Here is a 25,904-nt window from a genome sequence, read left to right on the forward strand (position 1 = left end):
CCCCCCCAGGTATCTACTGTAAAGTTTTATTTCTTATTAGCTCTATTAATAACTAGTATAGTTTTCTCTGGATGTCAGGATAACGAGGACATACAGCCAACTAAGCAAAAGACAGAAAGGCTGATCGTTAAGGAAGAGCATATCCCTGAGGTGAAAGAGAAGCTCTTTCAAAAACTGAGAGGAGCCAACAAGGAAGGGCTTTTTCAAGTGGCCAATGAGGGCGCTGAAAAGTTCAAGATCAAATGGGATCACATAAAGCTATTAAGAGATTCAACCGGTATTGAAACCTATGCCTTTGGTGTTGAAGACATTAATCATGACCCAAAGACCTTTTATAACTTGATCTTCAAGCTCACACCTGAAGGAACTCCTTATCAGCCTTATCTGATGAAATATTCCATGACTGAAGCATTTGCAGAGCAGTATTATGCTACAGGCTCATTGGATGGTTTTACCGGTTCAATACAAAAGATTATCATAAAAGATTTGTACACTGCATTTCCAGGCCTATTGGTTCAGCCAGATAATGACGAGCAGATGGTAGGAGAACCCTGCCCAACAAATACCCAAATGAGTAACGGTAGTTCGAGTTCGGGAAGCACGGGGACATCTGGTTCGGGAAGTTCAGGGACAGGGACCAATGATACATATCAAGGCTCAAGCGTGACAACAAGTTTTAGATGTCAATACTTTGTAACTCCGGTGGACGTATTTCAATGTGAAGATCAACAATGTAATACGAAAACTTATGATTATACCTACTATGAATACTCAAAGGTTTGTACTACTTCCTACATCGTAAACTCATCATCCGATGGTGATGATGCTTGTAAGCCAAAGACTGAGGATACGCCGATCATTGTTCCTGACCTACTTTTTATAATTGAAGATTATGGTGATCTTGGAAATGATAATTGTGTTGAAAGCTTAGTCGAATTACCTAGAAGTTTAGTAACGGAAGATGGTACGAGTGTAAATATAACTTTCGGCACAACAACAGATGGCGTAAACGCATATCAACCAGTGGCTCCAAGCTTAGACCATATGCTAAGGTTTGCTCTGGATTACGTAAATTATACTTCAGGAAGTGAATTGAAGATATATAGCCTTGGCATATCATCAACTACGAATGGTGCTCATTCATCCCCTTTGAGTAATCACTACAGGTCAAAAGCAATGGATATTTATATGATTAATGGTATGAGAATTGAAGATATGACAGATTTGTCTCTAGCATATCTTTTACAAGATGCCTTTGAATTATGTCATAACATAAGGGAGAATTTTGGGCCAAAGTTCTTACATAAGAACAGAAGTATTTGGTCAGTTTCTACTCACAATGATCATATTCACATATCTTCTAATACGTGTAATTGAAATCATGAAGTTTTATATTAGCACTATATTATTTATGTGTCTTTTGCAACACATAAATGTAAAACCAACTGTCCGTCAAGTGGAAGACGAAAGTCTTTCTGGAGTAATATCATCATTAATTCCTAAAGAATACCTTATATCAAATGATTTTTATATAGCCTTACATAAGAAGTGGAATTCACCAGAATCTGGATCTGATGGTAGTCATGATGCATCGCAGTCTTTTTATATTGTAAACTACATTGGTGAGGATTCTCCCATTTCAACCGTTTATGAGATTGGTCCATTTTATTCTCCTCAGGTATATGAAATTAGATATAGTGAAAAGAAAATTGAAATTGAAGTCATTTATTTTTTCAATTCTAAAAGAGTTAAATCTACAATCATTGCAAGTTCTGGTAAAGTAAGCCTGAGTGATCATTAGTTGACTAATTATTATTTTTTGTCCTCTAGGTTTAGAAAACGTTGAAAAAGCCACAGTCGAGACCGTGGCTACCCAAGCTGCATATTTTGAGAAAGTCTAATAGTTCAAGTACATCATGTCTATTTTGATTTCTTGATCTCCTTCTACATCAAAGCTGGCTTCTGACCAGGTCGCCGGCCCCATGTTGGATTGTGGGTTGTTCGAAAATCCCCAGCCTTCCAGCGGCATGCCATTTGACTCCATGTCAAATTCGTCATTGGCATTTTCATCGTGCATTAGGGCAATGGCATATTCCCCATCGGGCACGCCCTCCATGATAATTTCTACGGTGCCGCGTTCGGCATCAACCGAAACGGTTTTGAAGCCTTCCCCATTAGGGAAATCGGAGGTGCCGTCGTGAAGGGCCACGCTGATGTAGCCATTTTTGTTCTTGATGCCGCTGACTTTAATGGTCAACGTATTTTCTGATTTTTCTGTTAAACCCGGCCACATCAGGCTGGCCAAAAGGGTTGTCATTAAGAGTTTCATAATTATAAATTTTCAAGTTGGTTTTGATTTCTATCTTTTGTCAAGGTGATGAACAGGCCAAAGAACAGGAACCGTGGTGCCGGTTGCCTAATGGCGCGGCTCTCGTAAAAGCCATTGCCATCGGCTTGGTTGGCATATTCATATCCGAAGACATTATTTCTGCCTAAAACATTTGAGCAAGAGGTATATAAAATGATGTGTGGCCTGATCAAAAATGCAGCATTGAGACTCAAATCAGCGAAGTAAGGCGTTGCATCATTATCGAAACCGGCTTTGTTCGGATTATGGAATAAACGCTGAGAGGCGAAAGCATAGGTTGCTCCAAACTGCGTTCGTAAAGGTTCGACGAAGTGCTTGATCACGACACGGAAATTGTGTTTCGCCAGAAAGGCCGGTGCTGCCGCGATCGGATAATCCTGGTAAAGTCGCTCGGCGTCGGTCAAGCTATAGGATACCCAATAATCGGTGTTTTTAATGGTTTGTCCGTCTCTCCAAAACACATCGATGCCTCTTGCATGTCCAAAGCCATTGTTTGCGAATTGACTTGGTGTAAAGTCGCCGGGGTTATCAAATGTGATCAGGTCTTGGTAGTCTTTGTAAAAAGCTTCAATACGGAACACTTGATTGAGGTTGGTGTATTGGTAATTGGCGATGTAATGGGTCGCCATTTCCGGGTTTAAGGTCGGATTGACTACACTGTATTCGTTTTGTGCTTGCTGTACAAATTGACCATAAGCCAATGAAAACTGTCCTTTCTCACTTGCTTTGTATGAGGCCGCGACGCGAGGGCTGAGCCATCTTTTGTTCGATAAGCTGGAGTATTCCATGCGAAGGCCTGTTCGTATGACGAATCGATTGGATGCGAAGAAATCTAACTCTGCAAATCCGGCGGCGATTTCATCATTGAACTGGTAGGAGGCCGCTTGTGGTTGCTGACCCAGTCGTCTGGTAAATTGATTGGTCATGACTTCTAGGCCGGTATTCAGACTTAATTTGCTGTGTCCATCCCAGTTCAACGCGGCTTTGGCGTGCCATCCTTGCGTGTGGTCAGCGAAATTCATTTGATTGAAGACGATGTCGTCCGTATTGCTTGAGAATGTAAGTCCACCACGAACGGACCAGCCGTTATTGAGCAGGTCTCGATAGCTCAAGTTGACATATTGGTAGTTGTTGGTCAGATCGATAGTATCCTTGCTTCCTGTGTTGAGGTTTTGCTCTCTCAAGCTAAAATGAGAGCGGTCAGTGTTGGTATATAGTTTCAAAAGACCGTCTTTTCCTACGGATTGTCGCATCACAAGCTCACCCACAAATCCATGAGGAGGAGTTTGCCAATCCAATGTTTGGGTAATGAGCTTTTGATAAGGCCTTAAATCGGTATATTGAAGCTTGGCCGAGATGGAGGTTTTATCCCAAGCTTCTGTGTGACTGATGTCGACACCCACGGACATCACGGAGATCTCTGTTTTGTCTTCCATGGCTTTGTCGTTGGAATTGAGCACAAGCACTGAACTCAAGGCTTGGCCGTATTCAGCGGAATAACCTCCCGTGCTGAACACGGTGCCCTTGAATAAGAACGGACTAAACCTTCCGCGGGTAGGCACATTGGGAATGGTTGAATTGAAGGCATTCTTTACCTCCAGGCCGTCGATGAAGACCTTGGTTTCATAGCCTTCCCCACCTCTTACAAAGACTCTACCCGATTCGCCCACAGCGGTAGTACCGGGTAGGGTATTGATCGCCCCCATGATGTCTCCCGCGGCACTTGCCGTAGTGACGATGTCTAAGGGTTTGAGCACCGTCGATTTTTTGACTTCTGAGGCTTCAAAAGCACCTGCCGTAATGGTTACCCCGTCGAGTTTATTGATGCTTTCCTTTAAGATCAGGTCAAACTCAAGTTGCTTTTTATTGATTTGGATAGGATACTCTATGGTTTCGAAACCGATAAAGCTCACTACCAAGAGCTGTGCGCCCTCTGCTGAGGTCTCGAAACGAAAGTGACCATCAGGCATCGTGTTGGTGCCATCAAACGTATTTTTGATGTAAATATTTGCACCAGGAATTCCGAGGCCGCTTTCGTCTTTGACCGAACCGCTGATCACCCGTTGGGCATTGAGCTCAAGGGCTGTGACCAGCAGCATCAGGAAGCACATGAGTTGTTGACCTTTCATCCGTTCGTTGTTTTGATAGGATGAAGGTGCAGAGATCTAAGTCCTCGTTTAAATAAGTCTTACTGAACTGTAGAATTTCCTAGATGAACTGTAGTTGTTTGCTTTTTGATGAAATTCAGTACTTCAACACCTCTTTCAATTTGCCGTGGCCACTCCTGCTAACGGGTAGTTGTTTGCCATTTTTCAAGGTGAGCAAGTAAGAGTCTTTCTCATAAAGCTCCAGCTTTTCGATCATTTTGACATTCACCATGTGCGACCGATGAATACGAATAAACTCACCATCTGGTAAGCCCTCCTCGAGGTGTTTCATGCGCATCAGTTTAAGAAACTTCCCGGCTTCTGCATGAATGGCCACATAGTCATCTTGTGCTTCAAAATGATGGATGCTATCGAGTGGAAGAATTTGGATCTTATTCCCCGTTTTGACCACCAATCGGTCGATCTCCTCTTCTTGTTCCCTTCGTGTGACGGTCAGTTGTTGTGTTTCTGCCTTTAGCTGATCCTTTTGCCCGATCTTTTGGATCGCTTTTTTCACCGCTTCAGTAAAACGTTCTTCACTGTACGGTTTGAGCAAGTAATCAGTCGCATTGAGTTCGAAGGCTTTTATGGCGTACTGATCAAAGGCGGTGCTAAAGATCACCACCGGCGGTTCGTCGAGCAGTTCGAGCATTTCAAAACCTGTGATCTTGGGCATTTGAATGTCTAAAAAGATCAGGTCAGGTTTTAATTCTTGAATGGCCTTCAATCCTTGAAACCCATCTTCGCACTCTTTCAAGACCTCAATTTCTTCAAATTTGGCTAAGTACGCCTTGATCAGCTCTCTGGCCAAGTTCTCATCATCTATGATTATGGTTTTGATGCTACTCATCCTTTTTGTGGAATTTCTAGTCTAACGGTAAACATACGTTCTGTTTTATGAATGAAGACCCCATTGCTGATGCCATAGATCAAACGAAGTCGTTCCCTGATATTATGAAGCCCGATTCCCTTCCCTTTTTTTCCTGTCGCATTCGGATCGTATTCGTTGCTTACGGCGACCTTCAGTACGTTTGATTCGCAGCTTGCCTTGAGCGTGATCGTGATCTTTTCAAGACTTTCATAAATGCCGTGTTTGATCGCATTTTCGAAAAGGGGTTGTAAGATCAAGTTAGGCAACAGTAGTGAACGGCACTTTTCATCCATATCCACAACAATGGCTAAACGCTCACCAAACCGTACTCTTTCAATGTCAAGATAAAGCAAAATGTTATTCACTTCGTCCTTCAGTGATGTCATTTGATCATTTTGCTTGCCTAAAGAATAGCGAAGAAAGTCCGATAACTTGACGATCATCTCACGCGCTTTTTCAGGTGAAATGATGGTAAGAGATGATATGGAATTCAAGCTGTTGAAAATAAAATGTGGGTTGATCTGAGATTTCAACATCTCCAATTCTGAACTTTTAAGCATGGATTCTAATTGAGCTTGCCGAGTAGAACGTTCGTTCAAATAATCAAAATAGATCAGCTGATAATAGATCAAGACAATAATGATGTAATACAGCAGCCCTAGCCCTACTCGCCAAGGAAGCGACTCCTTAAGAAAAGTGAGGTACTCTTCATCACCATAAATACTTTTTAATACCGTTTGGGACAGAAACACGATCAGGGCAACTGACAGGGCAGCTGCGGCGAGGTGGGAAACGACCAGGTTGAAGAGTTGAGAGCTTTCTAGCGAGCTATAGCGTACATTGAACCAGTAGGCCAGGCCTGCTCCGTAGAAGAGGAGGTTGTAGACCAAACTGTCGATGGCCGCCTGCTCAAAGCTAAAATCATAAAAAAAGTATAGAGCAGAAGTGAATACCCCCCATACGAATACCCAAAGCAAGGTATACAGGATGATGTTTCTATTTTTGATGAAGGGGTGGTCCATAAAAAATCCGCCGAAGCGGAAAATAGCAAAAAGCTTCAAGCTTTAAGCTGCAAGCTTCAAGTATTCACACTTGAAGCTTGCAGCTAACTCCTTGTAGCTTACTTCACGGACCCTCCTCCAAAAAGAACCAATCCTTTAATGACCATTTCCTTGCCATTATTCGCTTCGTTCTCACTGATTAGCTTTCTATCGTCAGAGAATCCTCCAAAAATTGCCGTTACCTTGATCTTTACATTCATGTCAGAAGGCACTGTGATTTCTGTGCCACCGAACATGCAGAATACATCCAAAATATTCGTGCCCTGAGCAAGGTCAGCATTCATCAGGTTCAATTCAGTTCCCCCAAAAATGGCGGTTAGTTTTCCTCCTTTGAACTCCTTTGACGTTATGTTGCGCTCTGCTCCACTGAAGATGGCGATCTCGTCTAATGCATCATCGTTATCTGTCAGTGTTTTTTTTTCGAACTCGTCGACCCTATTCCTTCGTAAAATGAGCGAGGCACCGATGGCAACAAAAACAAGCGGCCATAACCTGAAGACATCACGGAATTCAAAATCCCAATTGAAATACCACGCCATTTCATCGAGCATAAAAAGCCCACCGATAACGATCAGGGTAATTCCAAAACCCACCTTTTCTCTTACAAAGGCAATGAAGAGGCCAATCACGATCAGGATGGTATACCAACCAAATAAGTAATCAGGTAAACGAAACCGGACAATGTCTAAATTGTCTAATGTTAAGAGGACACCTATTATAAGGAAGATGGCTCCTGTAATGATTCGCTTGTTTAATTTTGATTCCATTGTTCTGCTTTTTTAACTGTTGTTTTGAGTTTGCCGTCTAGCGGCTTACATGACCTCGGGCTTTCAGGGCGACCAACCCTTGACCGATTGCTATGTTGTTATTCAAATGTACGCGCTTCTATTAGGAGAGGTCTCAGGTAATCGGTCAGTGCACGCTGGCCATCGGTAAACGCGCTCTTGGTTCGATTTAATTTTCACGGCGAATCTGCCATTCGGTGAAATGCATTTTTTCATTTCTGTTTCAAGCGTTCATCGGCTAACTTGCGCCTTCATTCAACATCACTCATTTCTTATGGAATTTAGAATCGAAAAGGACACCATGGGCGAGGTAAAAGTACCTGCCGAGAAGTATTGGGGAGCACAAACGGAGCGGTCAAGAAATAATTTTAAGATAGGTCCTGCCGGAAGTATGCCACTAGAAGTGGTGTATGGCTTTGCCTATTTGAAGAAATCCGCTGCTCATACCAACTGTGAGCTGGGCGTTCTGTCTGAAGAGAAAAGAGATTTGATATCGGCTGTTTGTGATGAGATCCTAGAAGGAAAGCTGGATGATCAGTTTCCTTTGGTCGTTTGGCAGACAGGTTCTGGCACCCAGTCAAACATGAATGTCAATGAGGTGATCGCCAACAGAGCGCATGTGCTTGAAGGAAATGAGCTGGGCAAAGGCGAACGAAAGATTCACCCCAATGACGACGTCAATAAGTCGCAGTCATCCAATGACACGTTTCCAACCGGAATGCACATTGCTGCTTATAAAATGATCGTTGAAACGACCATTCCAGGCGTAGAGCAACTCAGGAATACCTTAAAAGCGAAATCCGAGGCTTTTATGCAAGTGGTAAAGATCGGAAGAACCCATTTGATGGATGCCACCCCCCTCACTTTGGGCCAGGAGTTTTCAGGCTATGTTTCTCAACTTGATCATGGCATCAAAGCATTGAAAAACACATTGGCTCACCTGTCTGAACTGGCACTAGGGGGCACAGCCGTAGGAACGGGTATCAATACGCCGGAAGGCTATGCTGAATTGGTGGCGCAGAAGATCGCCGAGTTTTCAGGGTTGCCTTTTGTCACGGCAGAAAACAAATTTGAAGCCCTTGCAGCGCATGATGCTTTGGTCGAAACCCATGGCGCTCTCAAGCAGCTTGCGGTTTCATTGAATAAAATTGCGAATGACATCAGGATGTTAGCCTCTGGTCCAAGATCAGGAATTGGAGAAATCATCATTCCGGCTAATGAACCCGGATCATCGATCATGCCGGGTAAGGTCAACCCGACGCAGTGTGAGGCCATGACCATGGTCGCTGCACAGGTTATGGGCAACGATGTGGCGGTGACAGTGGGAGGCGCACAAGGCCATTATGAACTCAATGTTTTCAAGCCAGTGATGGCCTACAATGTATTGCAGTCTGCCCGATTGATCGGTGACGCTTGTGTGTCTTTCGATGAGCATTGTGCTGTGGGAATTGAACCTAATCACAAAAGTATTCAAGCGCATGTCAATAATTCGTTAATGCTGGTCACTGCCCTAAATACAAAGATCGGATATGAAAAAGCCGCCAAAATTGCTAAGACTGCCCATCAGAACGGTACTACGCTGAAAGAAGAAGCCATAAACCTGGGATATGTAACGGCGGAGCAATTCGATGAGTGGGTTCGCCCTGAAGATATGATCGGGAGTTTGAAAAGCTGAGTTTAAAATCCTAATTTGTAGTTATATAGACAGCGAAATGAAGACGACTAGAATTTTTACCTTACTGTTAGGACTTTTTGTGGCAGCCATTGCTTTTGCCCAAACAGAAGATGTCAGGCCTTTGACCAAAAAGGAAAAAAAGGAATGGAAAAAGAGGAAAAAGAAAATGTCTCCGGAAGACTTCAGGCTTTTATACGAGCAAAACACGGCAATGAAAGCTAACATCGCGAGTATGGAAGGTGAGAGCAAAAGTCTTGAGTCCCAGATTTCTGAGAAAGACGAACAAACCAGCGACCTTCAGAAGCAAGTAACGCGTATGCAGGCAGCCTACCAAGCGGCTCAACGTGAGTTAGAAAACTTGAAAAAGGAACCGGTACAACAACCTGCGTACAATCCGAATGTAGTCAATGGCGAAGATTTGAGTGTCGGCGTTGTCTTTAAGGTGCAGGTAGGTGCATTCCGAAAAATGGATCTGGAGAAATATGCTGAGACGTCTAAAGAGTTTAGCCAAGAAGAAATGGAAGAGCTCAGAAGATACGTTATTGGTAATTTCAGAAATTACGAAGACGCCAACGTCTTGAAACGATACCTTAGAGAAATGGGTGTTGAAGATGCCTGGATCGTTCCTTACAAAGACAATCGTCGAGTGCCTTTGAAAGAGGTAATTGGCAATGGCGCTCAAGGAGCCAACTGATAAGAAATAAACTAAAAGTAGGCAGTGCTCTTTTGGGCACTGCTTTTTTTATAATTTTACTTTGATTCATCACACAAGTTGACATGCAGAAACGCTGGGTTTTTGAAGATAGTTTTGATCATGAAGTGATTACTCAGCTTCAGGAAGAGCTCAAGGTTTCGGAAGCCATCGCGATTCTATTGGCACAGCGAAACATCTATTCCAAAGAAGAGGCCAAAGCATTTTTTACACCCAAGATAGAAGACCTGCATGATCCTTTTTTAATGAAGGACATGGATAAAGCTGTGGATCGACTCAATCGCGCCATCGCGAATAATGAGAAAGTGATGGTCTATGGCGACTACGATGTCGATGGCACAACGGCAGTAGCTACCTTTTTCGGTTTTCTATCTAACTATCATCAGTCGCTGACCTATTATATCCCGGACCGATACAAAGAAGGATATGGTGTTTCAGAGGAGGGCATACAGTATGCCGCTGAGCATGGCTTTGGGTTGATCGTCACGCTGGACTGTGGAATAAAGGCAAATCATCGGGTTGCGGATGCCAATGCAAAAGGCATAGATGTTATCATTTGTGATCATCATAATCCTGGAGAAGAGCTGCCGCCAGCATTGGCTGTGTTAGACCCCAAAAGAGAAGACTGTTCCTATCCTTATAAAGAGTTATCGGGGTGTGGAGTTGGCTTCAAGCTGTTGCAGGCCTTTTGTCAAAAGAATGACATCAACGAACGCCTGCTTTTTGATTACCTCGATCTGTTGGCTGTCAGTATTGCCTCAGATATTGTTCCACTGACGGGAGAAAACAGAATTTTGGCCTATTATGGTCTAAAGAAACTAAACCAGCAACCACGGCCAGGTTTGGCCTCGCTGGTTAATCTTTGCAAAAACAAAAGGAACCTCACCATTTCAGGCATTGTATTTGGTATTGGACCGAGAATTAATGCAGCGGGAAGAATGGATCATGCAGGAGCAGCAGTTGACCTACTACTGGCCCAATCCGAAGAGGAGGCAGAGGTGCTGGCCAGCTCAATCGATGTGCAGAACGACGAACGAAGAACATTTGATTCCAGCATTACAGAAGAGGCCTTGGCAATGATTTCAACCAATGAAGACATGATGGCGGCAAAATCGACAGTGCTTTTCAAGAATGATTGGCACAAGGGCGTCATTGGTATCGTGGCGTCTCGCTGTATCGAGCGCTATTATAAACCCACGGTGATCCTAACAGAGTCTAACGATAAGGTTACCGGCTCTGCAAGATCAGTGGATGGATTTGATGTGTATCAGGCCATTTCTGAATGTGCTGATCTGTTGGAGCAATTCGGGGGGCATAAATACGCGGCAGGTGTCTCCTTGCCGACGGAGAATGTAGAGGCCTTTCGGCAGCGTTTTGAAGAGGTCGTCAAGCGTACGATCACCAAAGAACAAACCAAACCTGTGATCAAGGCCGATGCGGTGATCTTTCTGGATGAGATCAACGAGCGCTTTTTCAATATCATTTCGCAGATGGCGCCTTTTGGGCCAAAAAACATGCAACCTGTTTTTGTTTCTGAGAATGTTTTTGCCACGAATGCACGCGTGCTAAAAGGGGAGCATTTGAAGTTTACAGTGAAACAGGATGGAACAGATGCCGCCTTCGATGCCATTGGATTTGGCCTAGGTGACTGCATGGATCTTGTTGATTGCGGAATGCGCTTTCACATGGCATACACCATTGAAGAAAACGAGTTTCGAGGAATCACCTCTTTGCAATTGATGATCAAGGATATCAAGTTCGATTAACGAAAGAAGCATGAATTTAAGAGCCGAAAACCTTATCAAGATATACAAGAAGCGGAAAGTTGTGAATGACATTTCCGTAGAGGTAAATCAAGGCGAGATCGTAGGTTTATTGGGGCCTAATGGAGCTGGGAAGACCACTTCTTTTTACATGATCGTTGGGCTGATCAAGCCGAATGAGGGGCATATCTACCTTGATGATAAAGACATTACGCCCGAACCCATGTTCAAAAGAGCGCAGATGGGCATCGGTTATTTGGCACAGGAACCTTCTGTTTTCAGAAAGCTAACGGTTGAGCAAAATATTCTGGCCGTATTGGAAATGACCAAGTTGTCAAAAACCGAACAACGAGAGAAGATGGAATCGCTATTGGAAGAGTTTTCGCTTACCCACGTAAGAAAAAACTTAGGACGAGTTCTTTCAGGTGGAGAACGAAGGAGAACTGAAATTGCCAGAGCACTGTCTGTTGACCCCTCTTTTGTACTGCTCGATGAACCATTTGCCGGGGTAGACCCGATTGCAGTAGAGGAAATTCAGACCATTGTTGCCCAGCTCAAGAACAGAAATATTGGTATTTTGATAACGGATCACAATGTCCAGGAAACCCTTTCCATCACCGATAGAGCCTACTTGATGTTTGAAGGACGGTTGCTGAAAGCGGGAACAGCGGAAGAATTAGCTGCTGACGAACAAGTGAGAAAGGTATATTTAGGCAAACATTTTCAACTTAAGCGAAAAGACCTCATTGGCAATTCTTAATTCCATATTAACCTGGGTCATGAAAAAGAGGATGCACGACATCGATCTTTTCATGAAGTACCCACTTGAGGTGCAAGAGGAATTATTCAAAAAACTCATCACAACTGCTCGGCATACTGAATTTGGTCGAACCCATGGTTTTGCCGATATCCACACCCAAGAGCAGTTTCGACGGATGATCCCCATATTCTCTTATGAGGAGATTCATCCCTACATCGAGCGCAACATGCGCGGTGAACAAAACTTGTTGTGGCCTTCAGATGTGAAGTGGTTTGCCAAGTCGAGCGGAACCACAAATGCCAGAAGTAAATTCATTCCCGTTTCCTATGAGGCTTTGGAAGAGTGTCATTTCAAAGGAGGAAAGGATATGCTGTCTGTTTACTGCAATGCCAATCAAGAGACCAAGATGTTTGCCGGAAAGGGCCTCACGATCGGGGGAAGTCAGCAAGTGAATCAATTCGATAGCAATAGTGAATCTTTTTATGGGGATGTGTCTGCTGTGATCATGTCTAACCTTCCTTACTGGACACGCTTTGTGCGAACACCTACTTTGGAGATCGCTCTAATGGACGAATGGGAAGCAAAGATCGAACGAATGGCACAATACACCGTGGAGGAGAACGTCACCAGTATCTCCGGTGTGCCCACTTGGACGATCGTCCTATTGCAGCGTTTATTGGACATCACAGGAAAAAGCAATATCCGGGAGGTTTGGCCAAACCTAGAAGTCTTTTTTCATGGCGCGGTTGCCTTTGGCCCTTATCGAAGCATCTTCAAAAAATTAGTCGGTGATGAGCTGACCTATCTAGAAACTTACAATGCTTCGGAAGGATTTTTTGGCATTCAGAATGATCTTACAGAACCAGATATGCTGCTGATGTTAGATTATGGGATCTACTATGAGTTCATTCCTTTTAATGACATTCACAAAGAATCGCCTCAAGTAATTGGTTTGGGTGATGTGAAAGTAGGAGAACAGTACGCCTTGTTAATTTCGACCAATGCAGGCTTATGGAGGTACCAGATAGGAGATACTATTGAGTTTACATCAACAGATCCTTATAAAATTCGCATTTCTGGACGAACCAAGCATTTCATCAATGCATTTGGTGAGGAATTGGTGGTTGAGAATGCTGAGCGAGCGATTGAAGTAGCTGCCGATAAATGCCAAGCCGAAGTGATCAACTTCACCGCAGCACCAAAATATTTCAATGAAGATGAGAACGGAGCGCACGAGTGGGTCATTGAGTTTGAAGATGAGCCAGCAGATATCGAGACCTTCAGGAGTGAATTGGATGCGACATTGCGCATGGTCAATTCAGACTATGATGCGAAGCGCTACAAGAATATTGCCCTAAGCATGCCCATTGTCCACGTCGCGCCGAAAGGTACTTTCTACCAGTGGATGAAGGGAAGAGCGAAACTGGGAGGACAAAATAAGGTGCCTAGGCTATCCAATACCCGTGAGTATTTGGATGATATTCTCAAGAAGCTACAAGAAGTAAAGGCTTAATTTCTACTAATGTCGCAACCGATGGATTTGCTCGTTGGATAGGCGATCTCTTCACCAGTCACTAATTGGTTTACCGCATCTTTTAGGTAATTCCGTGTTGCTCTTATCGGATTTCGACTGTTGTTGTCAATGCTTCCTTCATAAACAAGTTGAAAGCCCTCGTTGCTCTTTTTGAGTAAAAAGGCATGTGGACTACTTTCAGCACCGAGGGCCTTTGCAAGTTCGTTATCAAGGTCGATCAGGTAAGGGAAAGAAAGCCGGACCTTAGCCAAGTAGTTGGCTAAAGAAACAATAGAGCTTTCGAATGAATCAATCTTCGTTTCAATGGCAATAAGAGGAATGCCGAAGGACGAGAATTCTTCATAGAGCGCATTCAGCCGCTCGAGGTACAATTGAGAGTAGAGGCAATTGTGGTTGGTGAAAACAAGAACCAGACCTTGTTCGGCGTTTGCACCCGGATCAATGATCTGACCATAAGCATTCGGCAATGAGATCAAGCTGACGTCTTCACTTGGTTCTGCTTGGCCCCAACAGAGTAGTCCATTGAAAAGACATGCGATGGTTGCCAAGTAAGTTATTCTCCAATTCATGAAAGACTTTTTTCGTTACCTCAATAACAAATTTAAGGATGTATTCTGATCAACCTCGACGTAGCACACACTTTAAATTGTACTATTCTAAGATTGTACTTTTCGTCAATAGAATTGAGGGAAATCTATGCGTGTTGTTGACCACCGAGGGCATAAGAGATTCTTGATATAAACTTAATCCCTGATTAACAACACATAACCTCTGATTAGGAGAGAATTCCATCGGCCAAATGCACTATTTTCATTGCCCTAAACTCGTTGTTTTTGTCTAAAACATTTCTAAAAACCTAAAACAAAAAGCCTTTGCTTGCGGCAAATTTTGTCAGGAGTTTTAGACAAAAAAAAGAATCAAAAATTCCTCAAAGTTTTTTTCCACATTTTCAAGAATTTATCCACACCACTTTAGATAAGTTATGTAACTTACTAATAATGAGTTTTTTATAAAATAAAAGGGTGATTTTGATTTTGTTGATAACTTTTGTCTCAATGCAACTTTTTTATATTTTGTGAGCCTCTTGGAGGAGAAGAGGTAAAAGTGGCCTAGGTAAGCTCAAGTCCTTTTTTCTGTCTTTTCAACAAAGTGCGGTAAGCGTTAAAGATCCTTGATTTTGAAACGATACCCACATAGCCATTTTCATCGACTACCGGTAGGTTCCAAGCTCCTGTCTTTTCAAAGCAATTCATTACTTCTTGCATTTTTTCATCTGCCGTGATGATTGCAGGGGGTTTATGCATGAGGGTAGAGACAATTACACTTTTCTGTGAATCAGGATCAAACATGATCTCTCGGATATCATCGAGGGTGATGATTCCCACTAATTCGTTATCGGGACTCACAACGGGAAAAATGTTACGATGCGATTTTTTAACTAGGGCTACGAGGTCAGCTAAGGTTTCCTCGGGTTGAATGATCAAGAGGTCTTTTTCAATGAGCCGGTTGATCTGCATCAGGCTAAGCAACTGTTTGTCCTTGTCGTAAGGAATGAAGTCACCGGACTCTATCAATTTGCTGGTGTAGAACGAATATTTTTCAAAATACTGACTGGCATAGTAGCCTATGGCAGAGACCAGCATTAAAGGTAAGAACAAGGTGTAGCCACTTGTGATCTCTGCGATAAGGAAGATGGCGGTTAAGGGAGCGTGTAAAACTCCACTCATCACCCCGCACATGCCCACAAGGGTAAAATTGCTGACAGAAAGCGGATCGCCGTTAAGGATGAGGTTGCCGGTTTGTGCAAATACAAAGCCGACCAAAGCGCCCATGAACATACTGGGTGCAAAGATCCCACCGTTACCGCCAGCGCCGATGGTCAACCCTGTGGCAAAAGGTTTTAGTAGAAGAATGAGAAAGGCGAAAACAACCAACAACCAATCTGAATCCCACAATAGGAGGAGGCGATCACTAATGATCTCCTCGGCCTGTCCCTGCAAGATCAGCTTGATGCTGCGATAGCCCTCACCGTAGATGGGATTGAAGAAATAGATGATCAATCCAAGTGTCAATCCGCCAACAATGGCGCGGAGGTAATTGGATTTGACCTGTTGAATGAGTTTTTCTGCCAGTAAGGTACTTCGAGTGAAATAAACAGATCCTAAACCACAGAAAATACCGAGTAGAATGAAATAGGGAAAGTCACTTGCCAAAAAGGGGTCTTTCAGGTCAAAAGAGAAAAGAACATCGTCTCCAAGCAATAACATGGAGACCAAGGCGCCGCAGACTGAAGCGATGAGTAAAGGAATGAAGATGGCAACCGTCACTTCCGTTAGGATCACCTCAATACTGAATATCACCCCAGCGACCGGTGAGTTAAAGATACCGGAAATGGCAGCAGCGGCTCCACAACCAATGAGCAAGGTTCTTTGCCGGTAATTCATGTGCATCAGCTGACCGATATTTGAACCGATGGCTGAGCCTGTCACGACAATTGGGGCTTCCAGCCCCACAGAACCGCCAAAACCTACCGTGATCCCAGAAGTGACCATTCGGCTGAACATCTTATTCTGGCTGATCTTCGATGATTTTTTTGAGATGATGTATAGAATGGTCGTGACACCATGACCAAGCTGCTCCTTCAGTACCTTTTTGGCAAGAAATGTCGTGATGAGGATACCGATCATGGGCAAAACCACGTAGAGCCATGGGATATCAAGATGCTCAAAGCTGTCACGAAGCCAATGGACAGTACTCTTGAGTGTCACCGCAGCAACACCTCCGACAAGTCCTGTGATCGCACCCAAGATGATGACAAAGTTCTTGGTGCTGATGTGCTTGACACGCCAAAAGAGAAATTTCGATAAGGTTCCTTTTCCTATCATTTGAGCTTTTTGGCCTCTTCCCAATAAACATCCATTTCAGCAAGGGTCATTTCACCGATGTTCTTCCCGAATTTGTTGGCTTGTTCTTCCACATATTGAAAACGCTTGATGAATTTAAGATTGGTTCTTTCCAATGCTTCTTCCGGATCAATGTCGATGAACCTGGCATAGTTGACCAAGGAGAAGAGCATATCGCCAAATTCATTTCGTGCTTTTTCCTTGTTGATGGCGGTGCCTTTTTCAATATCAATCTCTTGTTTGAATTCTTGCATTTCCTCCTCAACCTTCTCCCAAACCTGTTCCTTCTTCTCCCAATCGAAGCCTACTCCTCTTGCCTTATCTTGAATTCTGGTTGCCTTGACCATTGCGGGTAATGAGGTAGGCACACCTCCCAGCACTGATTTATTTCCCTTCTCTTTGAGTTTGATCTTTTCCCAATTGGCTTTTACAGCTTCTTCATCCTTAGCCTCTACATCACCATAAATGTGTGGGTGACGATGTATAAGTTTGTCGCAAATGGCATGCAAGGCGTCGCCAATATCAAAATGGCCCTGTTCATCTGCAATTTTGGAATAAAAGACCATGTGGAGCATTAAGTCACCGATCTCTTTCTTGATTTCGTCGATATGCTCATTCAGTATGGCATCAGAAAGCTCATAAGTTTCTTCAATGGTCAAGTGCCGAAGGCTTTCCAGCGTTTGTTTCTTGTCCCAAGGGCAGTTTAGCCGTAATTCATCCATGATGGTCAGAAGCCTGTCGAATGCCGCCAATTTTTCTTTCCTTTTGTCGTCTTTCTTTGGTTCGATCATGATAATTGTTTTCTGCCCAGAAACTTATGCCGCAAAGGTAGTGTTAAGGCATTAAGAATATTAAATTTGCATCAAAATACTGCGAAATGACATTAATTGCGACTCTCGTGTTGATGGGATTGTTTTTTGTGGGCATGTCCGTACGATTAATTTTATTGAAGAATGGTGAGTTCAAAGGCACCTGCGCTTCCCAAAGCCCATTCTTAAATAAAGAAGGCGTGAGATGTGGTTTTTGCGGTAAAGATGTGAAAGCCGGTGAATCTTGTGGAAACCCAGACAACGAGGTGGACAAGGTATTGGCTAAATTCAAATAAGCTTTTTTTCAACAGTTTTCTTCCCTGGTTTGGTACTTCCTTCGACAAGGAAATGACTATCTTTGCCTCACCAAAAAACCCTATAAAGAAGTGACATTAATTAAATCTATCTCTGGTATCAGAGGAACCATTGGCGGCAAGGTTGATGAAGCCCTTACTCCAATTGATGCAGTAAAATTTGCCGCTGCATTTGGAACCTGGGTAAAAAAGGAAACAGGTAAAACGCGAATTGTGATCGGAAGAGATGCAAGGCCTTCGGGTCAGATGATCTCTGATTTGGTTTCTTCTACCCTAGTGGGGCTGGGCTTTGACGTGATCGACCTTGGTCTTTCCACTACTCCAACGGTCGAGATTGCTGTTCCGCTTGAAAAAGCTGGCGGAGGGATCATCTTGACGGCAAGCCATAACCCTGTTCAATGGAACGCCCTGAAACTCTTAAACGACAAAGGGGAGTTCATTAGCGGAGATGATGGCCAGGCGGTATTGGCGATTGCTGAAAAAGAAGACTTTCAATTTGCCGAAGTGAAGAAGTTGGGCAAAGTCACTAAGAACGACACCTATATTGACAAGCACATAGATATGGTCCTGGCACTGCCTTTGGTTGATGTAGAAGCAATCAAGGCGGCTCAGTTCAAGGTGGTGATCGATTGTGTTAATTCAACGGGTGGAATTTCATTGCCTCCTTTATTGAAAAAACTAGGCGTTAAAGTAGAAGAGTTGTACTGCGAACCGAATGGTCAGTTTCCGCATAACCCAGAACCGCTGCCGGAACATCTATCGGAGATCTCTCGTGTGCTTGAAAAAGGAAAATACGATTTGGGTATTGTCGTGGATCCGGATGTGGACCGTTTGGCGTTCGTTTCTGAAGATGGAACACCATTTGGAGAAGAATATACTTTGGTTGCTGTTGCGGATTACGTTTTATCGCAGACGCCTGGCAATACCGTGTCGAATTTGTCCTCCACCAGGGCCCTCAGGGATGTGACTGAGAAACGAGGAGGAGCCTATTTTGCTTCTGCCGTTGGCGAAGTGAATGTTGTGACTCAAATGAAGAACAATCAAGCCATAATTGGGGGTGAAGGCAATGGGGGAATCATTTATCCTGAACTTCACTACGGGCGTGATGCCTTGGTTGGAATTGCGCTTTTCTTAACGCATTTGGCTAAGTTCGGAAAACGCGTTTCCAGATTGCGTGCTTCTTATCCGAATTACTTTATCTCGAAAAATAAGATCGACCTATCCCCTGAGATAGATGTGGATGCTGTGTTGGCGGGCATGAAAGAACGATACAAAAATCAGCCTGTGAATGCCATCGATGGGGTAAAGATAGAATTTGGCAAAGAATGGGTACATTTACGCAAGTCAAATACTGAACCGATCATTCGTATTTATGCGGAGTCTGAGAGTGAAGCAACAGCAGAACATTTAGCGAATAAGATCATCAGTGATATTAGAGAGATTGTTGCGAAATAATTTTTTTGGCCATGAAGGTATATTTCGATAATGCGGCTACGACAGCCTTAGATCCTGAAGTGTTTGAGGCGATGAAGCCTCTCATGCTCGACATGTACGGGAATCCCTCTTCTACTCATGCACATGGGCGAGAAGTAAGGACCAAGATCGAATGTGCCAGAAGGACCGTGGCGCAACTGTTGAATACATCTCCGGCAGAAATTTTCTTTACCTCAGGAGGTACCGAAGCAGACAATACAGCGATACGTGGAACGGTGGAGGCTTACGGCATTGACCATATCATTTCCTCACCAATTGAGCACCATGCCGTTCTTCATACCATCGAGCGTTTGGAAGCTGAGGGCAAAGCGAAGGTAAGTTATGTGGAGCTCGATGCCTTGGGCCACGTGAATATGGATCACCTGGAAGAGCTGTTGAAATCAAATAAGCGCTCCTTGATCACCTTGATGCATGGTAACAATGAAATTGGAACGCTCAATGACATAGCGACTATCGGTGAACTGGCAGACGCCTACGATGCGGTGTTCCACACCGATACCGTGCAGACCATGGGGCATTTTCGCCATGACCTGCAAACCTTAAAATGCCACTTTCTAGTTGGTGCCGGACATAAATTTCACGGACCTAAGGGAGTAGGTTTTTTAAGGGTCTGCAAATCAAAGACCATCCCAAGGTTTATTGAAGGAGGAGGTCAAGAACGTAATCGCCGTGGCGGTACGGAGAATGTCTACGGCATAGTGGGCCTGGCCAAGGCTCTCGAAATCGCTTACCGTGACATGGAAAAACACCAGCAACATGTACAGGGGCTCAAATCGAGCATGATCGAGCAGTTAAAAGAGAAGATCCCGGGGGTTGGTTTTAACGGAGACCTTGACCCTCAAAAGAGTTTGTATACGGTACTCAATGTGAGCTTTCCTCCACATGAGGACAATGACATGCTGTTGTTCAATTTGGATATCAATGGAATATCTGCTTCCGGAGGAAGCGCCTGTTCAAGCGGAGCCAATACCGGATCGCACGTGTTGACCGGAATAAAAGCAGATCCAAATCGTCAAGGCATTCGATTCTCCTTTAGCAGAAACAATACCCAGGAAGAAGTTGATTATGTAGTTCAGAATTTGGCCGATATTGTTCAACCCTTAACGGTCGCTTAGCATGCGATTATTTAGGATGTTGATAGGGCTCTTTTTACTGGCAAGCGTTGCTTGTTCGGATACAGATGAATTGCGCATGATAGAAGGGGCCGGTCAAGTACAAGACTCTCCAGCAGGCTATGAAAACTGTGGTTGGGTGATCAATCTTGATGGACAATTCTTTAAGCCTTCGTATGTTCCGAGTCAATACAAAGTCGACGGGCTCAACGTGTTTGTTAGTTTAGAACTTGTGGATAGAGAAGAGAGCTGCCAATTGAGTAGTAATACCTTGATCGCAGGAAGAATTTTACAAATCAGCCAGCGCTAGGCAGTTTTCACCAGGTCTTCTAGGCATTCCACCCAAGTTGATGAAGTATTCAGGCTTGGTACTAAATCCCATACTTCTCCTCCTGCTTCCTCAAATTCTTCTTTGAATTCTTCGCCCACTTCGAGCGTCGTTTCTAGGCAGTCAGCAATAAAGGCTGGTGAATAGGCCAACACCTTTTTAATTCCTTTTTTCGGCAATTCTTTTAGCACCTCATCAATGTATGGCTGCACCCAAGGGTCTCTTCCTAATCTTGATTGGAAAGCCGTCGTGTACTCTCCCTCCTTTAGCCCAAGTGCTTTTACCAAGAGTCTAGTCGTTTGGAAGCACTGTGCGCGATAGCAAAACCGGTTGCGTTCGTGGAAGGCTTCACAGCAGCTACCGAGCTGGCATTGATCTCCCACTGAACCCTTACGGATGTGTCGTTCCGGCACTCCATGGTAGCTGAAGATCACATGGTCATATTCCTTTTCAGCCATCATCTTTTTGCCATTCTCAGCGAATGCTTGGATGAATTTAGGATGCTCCAGGAATTGATTGACATGTGTGATGGATGGAATAATTTGCCATTTGCTTACGATCTCATTGACCTTTGCGGACACGGATCCTGTGGTAGCAGAGGCATATTGAGGAAATAAGGGAATAACGATGATCTTGGACACATTAGCTTCCTTCAGTTCCTTGAGTGCAGATTCAAGACTAGGACTTTGGTAGCGCATGCCCAGAACCACTTTGTAGGTATCGCCCAGGGCTTCTTGCAACATGTCGCGAACATCTTCTCCCGTGTACTTCAGTGGAGAGCCACGGTCTTCCCATAGCTTGGCGTATTCCTTGGCAGATTTTGGTGCCCTGAAAGGAGCGATGATTCCATTTACTAGAAGAAAACGAGGAAGGGCCGGGATGTCGATGATCCTCCCATCCATTAAAAACTGTCTGAGGTATTTGCGTACATCACTGGTTTTAGGACTATCCGTTGTCCCCTGATTTACGATCAATACACCGGTTAAAGATTTTGCCATTCGCTCGGGTTTCCACTCAAAAACTGACCGTAAAGGTATTTGTTTTTAGGAAAGGAGAAATGAATGGAAAAGACAAAAAATAAGCCTGTATTCCAACAAGCTTACTTTTTATTCACGCTCACCCCAATGGGATATTCTAACCGATAATTTCCTCCAATCGGATCAACAACCTGTGAGCGATCTTGATTAGGTAGTTACTATAAAAACACCTTTACTCTGTTTAACCCTTATTCTGCCTCGGAATTCTTTCGACCATGCATTGAGTAGAAGTTTTGATGTGCTTTTGATAACTTCCTGAAAGAAAGCGCCAGCACAATAATTCGAAGTCACAGCCCATGAAAACCATTCACGTGTCATTCACCAATCCAGACGGTCATGACCTGTCCGCCAGTATTGAAATGCCAGTCAATAAAAGACCCATTGCCTATGCCTTATTTGCGCATTGTTTCACCTGCAACAAGAACCTTCAAGCGGTCATCAACATTAGTCGTGCGCTTACGGCCAAAGGAATTGCCGTGATGCGATTTGACTTTACTGGCCTTGGAGAAAGTGATGGCGATTTTGCGGATACCAATTTTTCTAGCAATGTGGAGGACTTAATTTGTGCTGCTAATCACTTGGAGAGCGACTATCAGGCCCCAAAGATCATCATTGGTCATTCATTGGGTGGTGCTGCTGTTATGATGGCTGCTGCTCAAATTTCGAGTATTGAGGCCATCGCAACCATTGGTGCTCCGGCCGATCCTGTGCACGTCAAGCGCTTGTTTAGGAGCTCTGTCGAGGAAATTGAAGAAAAGGGATATGCTAAAGTGTTTATTGGTGGCAGGCCGTTCACCATAAAAAAACAGTTTATGCAGGACTTGGAAGAGCGGAATGTCATTCAACGCCTGGCTGAGCTAAGCAAGCCGTTACTCATATTTCATTCGCCTCAAGATGCTATTGTTGACATTGCCAATGCAGAAAAGATCTACAAAGCGGCACATCATCCGAAGAGTTATGTTTCATTGGATAAGGCAGATCATTTGTTATCCAATGAGCGGGATGCCATTTATGTGGGTGAAGTGATTGCTGCTTGGGCCGACCGCTACGTGAATATGACAAAGGAGAACGGTTTGGATACAGACCATCAGGTGCTTGTAAGAAATGAGGCTCCTAACGGCTATTTGGCCGAGATCAATGCCAATGGACATTATTTGCTCGCCGATGAACCGAAAAGTGTGGGCGGAACCAACTTTGGAGGCACACCTTATGACCTATTGGTCAGTGCTTTGGGTGCCTGCACAGCATTGACCTTGAGGATGTATGCCGATCACAAGCAGATCGATCTGCAAGAGGTAAAGGTGCATTTGACGAGAGTGAAACGGCATGCAGAAGATGCTGAGCACCTAGACGTAACTAGTTTAATGGAATTCGTTGATGTTGAGTTGGAATTGTCTGGGCAAATGACACCGGCTCAAAAAGAGCGAATGATAGAAATTGCCCATAAGTGCCCTGTACATAAGACATTGACCCATGGTCTGCGCATACAGGTCAAATCCAAGCCTTAGTACATCCAAACAAAATTGGAATTGAATGGTGCTGCATTGAGCAAAGCTCCTTATTTTTCCTGTTTATGGAAAACCTACAATCGACCCTGATACTCCTTGGAGGCTTTGCCATAGTGGCTGTCGCTGCCAATCAAATTGCGCAGTTTTTTCAAAAACTGAAGCTTCCCTTGATCACCGGTTTACTCGTGATCGGACTATTCTCTGGGCCTTTCATATTCAAATTATTGCCATCCGGAACGGGGTCAGGGCTGCAATTCATTAATGACATTTCCTTGGCATTTATTGCCTTTGCCGCTGCCGCTGAGTTGTACGTCAAAGACATGCGCAGCCGTTTCAAAAGCATCAAATGGATGACCTTCGGTCAGCTTGGCGTCACGTTTATTGTCAGTGCGATTCTGATCTACTTTTTAGCCGATCAGATCGAGTTTATGCAAGGGATGAATACGGCGACGAAAGTGTCGGTGGCCATGCTCATGGCGACAATTTTCGTAGCACGTTCTCCGGCTTCTGCCATTGCTGTGATCAATGAGATGAGAGCCAAGGGGCCTTTCGTACAAATGGCGATGGGAGTTACGGTGATCAAAGACTTTTTGGTGATCCTGTTGTTTGCCATTTGTTTTTCCATTTCCGTCACATTGGTGAGCGGAGAGCCCTTTACCATTTGGTTCTTATTGATCCTAATCGGGGAACTATTGGTCTCTTTTGGTTTGGGTTATGTGGTAGGACGTGTCCTGTCTCTTGTGTTGAGCATTCGAATGAACGAATATGCCAAAGCGGTCTTCATTTTAGCCATTGGTTATGGTGTCTATGCGCTCAATTATTATATCGAGTTGCATTCCTTGGAGTGGGTTGGTAAGAAGATTCACCTAGAACCACTCTTGATTTGTATCATAGGAAGCTTCTTTGTTACCAATTATTCGAGGTTTCGTCAAGAGTTCATTAGAATCCTAGAAGACATTGGTCCTATCATATACATCTGTTTCTTCACCCTAACAGGAGCTTCTGTTTCGTTGGATGTACTCATTAGCCTGATCGGCGTGGCATTCATTCTTTTTGCTATTCGCTTAGTTACCATGATCGCCGGGTCTATAATCGGTGGAACCTTGGCTGGTGATCCTCCGCTCTTCAGACGAATTGGATGGATGCCCTTTGTAACGCAAGCCGGCGTGGGTTTGGGTTTAGCGACGGTTGTGGCCAATGCGTTTCCAGCCTGGGGGAATGAGTTTCAAACCACTGTTGTAGCGGTCATTGTGATCAACCAGTTTGTCGGGCCACCGCTCTTTAAATGGTCGATCAACTTGGTTGGAGAGGCACGCCTGCGGGCCAATACCCCACACTTCGACGGAGTGCGTGATGCGTTCATCATAGGCTTTGAGTCACAGACTGTGGCGCTGGCTCGTCAATTGAAAGAACATGGATGGGAAGCAGAGATCATTACGAAGAACAAAGAAATAAACGTGGAGGAATTTCCTGATCTCATCATCCGTCAAGTTGACGATTTTAGCCTGGAAACCCTTGAAGCGCAAGATATTCAAAAGGCAGAAGCTGTTGTATTGACACTAACTGACGAAGAGAATTTGCGAATTGCGGAGGCAGTTTATGAAGAAGTCGGTACGAAGGACATTGTGGTGCGCTTAAATAAACGCGAGAATTTTGAAGCCTTTCATGCTTTGGACTGCTTGATCGTAGATCCGACAACAGCCATGGTGAGTTTAATGGATCATTTGGTACGATCGCCTCAAGCCGCGACATTGCTCCTGGGCATGCAAGAAGATCAAGATACCATGGATGTGGAGGTCATGAACCAAGATCTTCGTGGTATTCCGTTGCGAGACCTGAGGCTACCTCAAGACATCATTGTGCTTTCGATCAATCGTGGTGGACAAACCTTGATCACCCATGGATATACGCGATTGCGTATTGGTGACGTGCTGACCATGGTGGGTTCTAATGATAGCTTACGAGAAGTGGCGTTGAAATTTGATCGTTAAAACACACGAAAAGGAACGCTGGCTTTTACCTTGTCCCATGCCATAATGAGTTGGGCTTCATCGTCATTATCGGCAAAATCAATCAAGAACTGCTCGACAGGTTGAGGTAATGCGGCAACATTCATGCGCACTTCGAGCACATTTTGACTTGGATCATATTCCGTTCCCCAATCGGGGATGAGCTGATTAAAAATCAGCAACCAATGCTCAGGATAAGGGATGGTCACAAGGGAATACTTCCCCGCAAGCAAAAGGTCTTTTTCATTGAAAAGTACATCGCGCGACAAATTTATGGTGGTCGGTTCGTTGGCTCCTGTCCGCCACCACTGACCATAAGGCACCAATTCCCCAAAAATGACCCTGCCTTTTTTAGAAGGCCGGTTGTACTCTACATCGATGCGCACGTCACCGCTGACGTATTGCACCTTAGCTCCGGGACTATATTGTTTAGTGAGAAACAATTGGTATTGCTGAACGCCCACAATGACCACGAGTATAATGATCAATGCTCCGGATATTGCCAATAACTTTTGTTTCATTTTCATCAAAATAACAGATTTAAAGCGGCCTAAGATGCTTTAATCCATGAGACGCACATTTTTCATGCCATCGGTTAATTCATTGGAAAATAGGGGGTGTTGGGTGGAGAAAATTCGCCCAATGAAAAGCTGTTTTTAATTACCGCAGAAGGACAAGATGCGTGAAAAAGGCCTTTTTGGTAACCTTCAAATA

23 protein-coding genes are annotated in these 25,904 nt (G+C 44.1%); 13 read left to right on the forward strand and 10 right to left on the reverse strand.

The window, feature by feature from the left end:
* Positions 1-150: 150 nt before the first annotated feature.
* Both AC2D6U_RS11540 and AC2D6U_RS11545 read left to right on the forward strand, forming a co-directional pair.
* Entirely contained in the window at positions 151-1,377 is a 1,227-nt protein-coding gene (locus AC2D6U_RS11540) for a hypothetical protein (RefSeq protein ID WP_484721140.1), read from the forward strand.
* Between the two features lie 4 nt (positions 1,378-1,381).
* Positions 1,382-1,801, forward strand: coding sequence for a hypothetical protein (locus AC2D6U_RS11545; RefSeq protein WP_484721141.1), 420 nt, complete (start codon positions 1,382-1,384; stop codon positions 1,799-1,801).
* Between the two features lie 96 nt (positions 1,802-1,897).
* Here the strand turns inward: AC2D6U_RS11545 and AC2D6U_RS11550 are convergent, their stop codons facing one another.
* From AC2D6U_RS11550 to AC2D6U_RS11570, 5 genes are all read right to left on the reverse strand, one after another.
* A complete protein-coding gene (locus AC2D6U_RS11550; protein ID WP_484721142.1) occupies positions 1,898-2,329 on the reverse strand; it encodes a DUF2141 domain-containing protein in 432 nt (143 codons plus the stop codon).
* A gap of 2 nt (positions 2,330-2,331) precedes the next feature.
* On the reverse strand, positions 2,332-4,497 hold the full coding sequence (locus AC2D6U_RS11555; protein WP_484721143.1) for a TonB-dependent receptor: 2,166 nt from the start codon (positions 4,495-4,497) through the stop codon (positions 2,332-2,334).
* Positions 4,498-4,612: 115 nt separating this feature from the next.
* On the reverse strand, positions 4,613-5,365 hold the full coding sequence (locus tag AC2D6U_RS11560) for a LytR/AlgR family response regulator transcription factor (protein ID WP_484721144.1): 753 nt from the start codon (positions 5,363-5,365) through the stop codon (positions 4,613-4,615).
* On the reverse strand, positions 5,362-6,447 hold the full coding sequence (locus tag AC2D6U_RS11565; protein WP_484721145.1) for a sensor histidine kinase: 1,086 nt from the start codon (positions 6,445-6,447) through the stop codon (positions 5,362-5,364). The genes AC2D6U_RS11560 and AC2D6U_RS11565 overlap by 4 nt, the downstream gene beginning before the upstream one ends.
* A gap of 59 nt (positions 6,448-6,506) precedes the next feature.
* Positions 6,507-7,214, reverse strand: a complete 708-nt coding sequence (locus tag AC2D6U_RS11570; RefSeq protein ID WP_484721146.1) for a LiaF transmembrane domain-containing protein — start codon at positions 7,212-7,214, stop codon at positions 6,507-6,509.
* A gap of 292 nt (positions 7,215-7,506) precedes the next feature.
* Here AC2D6U_RS11570 and fumC point away from each other — a divergent pair, with 292 nt between their 5' ends.
* The 5 genes from fumC (at position 7,507) to AC2D6U_RS11595 (ending at position 13,655) form a co-directional block, all read left to right on the forward strand.
* Positions 7,507-8,907: a class II fumarate hydratase gene (gene fumC / locus AC2D6U_RS11575; RefSeq protein WP_484721147.1), complete on the forward strand. Its 1,401-nt coding sequence runs from the start codon at positions 7,507-7,509 to the stop codon at positions 8,905-8,907.
* Between the two features lie 37 nt (positions 8,908-8,944).
* Positions 8,945-9,601: an Ezrin/radixin/moesin family protein gene (locus tag AC2D6U_RS11580; protein ID WP_484721148.1), complete on the forward strand. Its 657-nt coding sequence runs from the start codon at positions 8,945-8,947 to the stop codon at positions 9,599-9,601.
* Between the two features lie 83 nt (positions 9,602-9,684).
* Positions 9,685-11,385 (forward strand): single-stranded-DNA-specific exonuclease RecJ, encoded by a 1,701-nt coding sequence (recJ, locus tag AC2D6U_RS11585; protein ID WP_484721149.1) that lies wholly within the window; start codon positions 9,685-9,687, stop codon positions 11,383-11,385.
* Positions 11,386-11,395: 10 nt separating this feature from the next.
* Positions 11,396-12,142 carry an LPS export ABC transporter ATP-binding protein gene (gene lptB / locus AC2D6U_RS11590; RefSeq protein ID WP_484721150.1) on the forward strand — a complete coding sequence of 249 codons (747 nt, stop codon included), beginning with the start codon at positions 11,396-11,398 and terminating at the stop codon, positions 12,140-12,142.
* Entirely contained in the window at positions 12,129-13,655 is a 1,527-nt protein-coding gene (locus AC2D6U_RS11595) for a GH3 auxin-responsive promoter family protein (protein WP_484721151.1), read from the forward strand. Before lptB ends, AC2D6U_RS11595 begins: the two co-directional genes overlap by 14 nt.
* On the opposite strand, the gene AC2D6U_RS11600 is transcribed toward AC2D6U_RS11595, so the two are convergent.
* The 3 genes from AC2D6U_RS11600 to mazG form a co-directional block, all read right to left on the reverse strand.
* Positions 13,652-14,245: a redoxin domain-containing protein gene (locus AC2D6U_RS11600; protein ID WP_484721152.1), complete on the reverse strand. Its 594-nt coding sequence runs from the start codon at positions 14,243-14,245 to the stop codon at positions 13,652-13,654. The genes AC2D6U_RS11595 and AC2D6U_RS11600 overlap by 4 nt on opposite strands.
* Before the next feature lie 540 nt (positions 14,246-14,785).
* Positions 14,786-16,561: a chloride channel protein gene (locus AC2D6U_RS11605; protein WP_484721153.1), complete on the reverse strand. Its 1,776-nt coding sequence runs from the start codon at positions 16,559-16,561 to the stop codon at positions 14,786-14,788.
* Complete coding sequence (gene mazG, locus AC2D6U_RS11610; protein ID WP_484721154.1) at positions 16,558-17,370, reverse strand: nucleoside triphosphate pyrophosphohydrolase; 813 nt, start codon at positions 17,368-17,370, stop codon at positions 16,558-16,560. Before mazG ends, AC2D6U_RS11605 begins: the two co-directional genes overlap by 4 nt.
* A gap of 86 nt (positions 17,371-17,456) precedes the next feature.
* Between mazG and AC2D6U_RS11615 the strand changes: the two genes are divergently transcribed.
* The 4 genes from AC2D6U_RS11615 to AC2D6U_RS11630 all read left to right on the forward strand — a co-directional run bounded on the left by AC2D6U_RS11615 (position 17,457) and on the right by AC2D6U_RS11630 (position 20,618).
* Positions 17,457-17,684, forward strand: coding sequence for a hypothetical protein (locus AC2D6U_RS11615; RefSeq protein ID WP_484721155.1), 228 nt, complete (start codon positions 17,457-17,459; stop codon positions 17,682-17,684).
* Between the two features lie 90 nt (positions 17,685-17,774).
* A complete protein-coding gene (gene glmM / locus AC2D6U_RS11620; RefSeq protein ID WP_484721156.1) occupies positions 17,775-19,157 on the forward strand; it encodes a phosphoglucosamine mutase in 1,383 nt (460 codons plus the stop codon).
* Positions 19,158-19,168: 11 nt separating this feature from the next.
* Positions 19,169-20,311, forward strand: a complete 1,143-nt coding sequence (locus tag AC2D6U_RS11625) for a cysteine desulfurase family protein (protein WP_484721157.1) — start codon at positions 19,169-19,171, stop codon at positions 20,309-20,311.
* Position 20,312: 1 nt separating this feature from the next.
* Positions 20,313-20,618 (forward strand): hypothetical protein, encoded by a 306-nt coding sequence (locus tag AC2D6U_RS11630; protein ID WP_484721158.1) that lies wholly within the window; start codon positions 20,313-20,315, stop codon positions 20,616-20,618.
* On the opposite strand, the gene hemH is transcribed toward AC2D6U_RS11630, so the two are convergent.
* Positions 20,615-21,634 (reverse strand): ferrochelatase, encoded by a 1,020-nt coding sequence (hemH, locus tag AC2D6U_RS11635; RefSeq protein ID WP_484721159.1) that lies wholly within the window; start codon positions 21,632-21,634, stop codon positions 20,615-20,617. The two genes, AC2D6U_RS11630 and hemH, sit on opposite strands and share 4 nt — an antisense overlap.
* 335 nt (positions 21,635-21,969) lie before the next feature.
* On the opposite strand from hemH, the gene AC2D6U_RS11640 reads away from it, so the two are divergent.
* Together AC2D6U_RS11640 and AC2D6U_RS11645 are read left to right on the forward strand one after the other, a co-directional pair.
* Entirely contained in the window at positions 21,970-23,181 is a 1,212-nt protein-coding gene (locus AC2D6U_RS11640) for a bifunctional alpha/beta hydrolase/OsmC family protein (RefSeq protein WP_484721160.1), read from the forward strand.
* Positions 23,182-23,246: 65 nt separating this feature from the next.
* Positions 23,247-25,172, forward strand: a complete 1,926-nt coding sequence (locus AC2D6U_RS11645; protein ID WP_484721161.1) for a monovalent cation:proton antiporter family protein — start codon at positions 23,247-23,249, stop codon at positions 25,170-25,172.
* Here the strand turns inward: AC2D6U_RS11645 and AC2D6U_RS11650 are convergent.
* Positions 25,169-25,711 (reverse strand): DUF2911 domain-containing protein, encoded by a 543-nt coding sequence (locus tag AC2D6U_RS11650; RefSeq protein ID WP_484721162.1) that lies wholly within the window; start codon positions 25,709-25,711, stop codon positions 25,169-25,171. The two genes, AC2D6U_RS11645 and AC2D6U_RS11650, sit on opposite strands and share 4 nt — an antisense overlap.
* Positions 25,712-25,904 lie beyond the last annotated feature (193 nt).

Source organism: Roseivirga sp. YIW32 (assembly GCF_057219245.1).

What these genes read in the sequence shown, in the direction of transcription:
- AC2D6U_RS11555 (WP_484721143.1), bottom strand. Translation starts at nt 4,497, where the DNA reads ATGAAAGGTCAACAACTCATGTGCTTCCTGATGCTGCTGGTCACAGCC.
- hemH (WP_484721159.1), bottom strand. Translation starts at nt 21,634, where the DNA reads ATGGCAAAATCTTTAACCGGTGTATTGATCGTAAATCAGGGGACAACG.
- AC2D6U_RS11580 (WP_484721148.1), top strand. Translation starts at nt 8,945, where the DNA reads ATGAAGACGACTAGAATTTTTACCTTACTGTTAGGACTTTTTGTGGCA.
- AC2D6U_RS11615 (WP_484721155.1), top strand. Translation starts at nt 17,457, where the DNA reads ATGACATTAATTGCGACTCTCGTGTTGATGGGATTGTTTTTTGTGGGC.
- AC2D6U_RS11650 (WP_484721162.1), bottom strand. Translation starts at nt 25,711, where the DNA reads ATGAAACAAAAGTTATTGGCAATATCCGGAGCATTGATCATTATACTC.
- AC2D6U_RS11640 (WP_484721160.1), top strand. Translation starts at nt 21,970, where the DNA reads ATGAAAACCATTCACGTGTCATTCACCAATCCAGACGGTCATGACCTG.
- AC2D6U_RS11545 (WP_484721141.1), top strand. Translation starts at nt 1,382, where the DNA reads ATGAAGTTTTATATTAGCACTATATTATTTATGTGTCTTTTGCAACAC.
- lptB (WP_484721150.1), top strand. Translation starts at nt 11,396, where the DNA reads ATGAATTTAAGAGCCGAAAACCTTATCAAGATATACAAGAAGCGGAAA.
- fumC (WP_484721147.1), top strand. Translation starts at nt 7,507, where the DNA reads ATGGAATTTAGAATCGAAAAGGACACCATGGGCGAGGTAAAAGTACCT.
- AC2D6U_RS11645 (WP_484721161.1), top strand. Translation starts at nt 23,247, where the DNA reads ATGGAAAACCTACAATCGACCCTGATACTCCTTGGAGGCTTTGCCATA.
- AC2D6U_RS11630 (WP_484721158.1), top strand. Translation starts at nt 20,313, where the DNA reads ATGCGATTATTTAGGATGTTGATAGGGCTCTTTTTACTGGCAAGCGTT.
- AC2D6U_RS11625 (WP_484721157.1), top strand. Translation starts at nt 19,169, where the DNA reads ATGAAGGTATATTTCGATAATGCGGCTACGACAGCCTTAGATCCTGAA.
- recJ (WP_484721149.1), top strand. Translation starts at nt 9,685, where the DNA reads ATGCAGAAACGCTGGGTTTTTGAAGATAGTTTTGATCATGAAGTGATT.
- AC2D6U_RS11560 (WP_484721144.1), bottom strand. Translation starts at nt 5,365, where the DNA reads ATGAGTAGCATCAAAACCATAATCATAGATGATGAGAACTTGGCCAGA.
- AC2D6U_RS11550 (WP_484721142.1), bottom strand. Translation starts at nt 2,329, where the DNA reads ATGAAACTCTTAATGACAACCCTTTTGGCCAGCCTGATGTGGCCGGGT.
- AC2D6U_RS11605 (WP_484721153.1), bottom strand. Translation starts at nt 16,561, where the DNA reads ATGATAGGAAAAGGAACCTTATCGAAATTTCTCTTTTGGCGTGTCAAG.
- AC2D6U_RS11600 (WP_484721152.1), bottom strand. Translation starts at nt 14,245, where the DNA reads ATGAATTGGAGAATAACTTACTTGGCAACCATCGCATGTCTTTTCAAT.
- mazG (WP_484721154.1), bottom strand. Translation starts at nt 17,370, where the DNA reads ATGATCGAACCAAAGAAAGACGACAAAAGGAAAGAAAAATTGGCGGCA.
- AC2D6U_RS11570 (WP_484721146.1), bottom strand. Translation starts at nt 7,214, where the DNA reads ATGGAATCAAAATTAAACAAGCGAATCATTACAGGAGCCATCTTCCTT.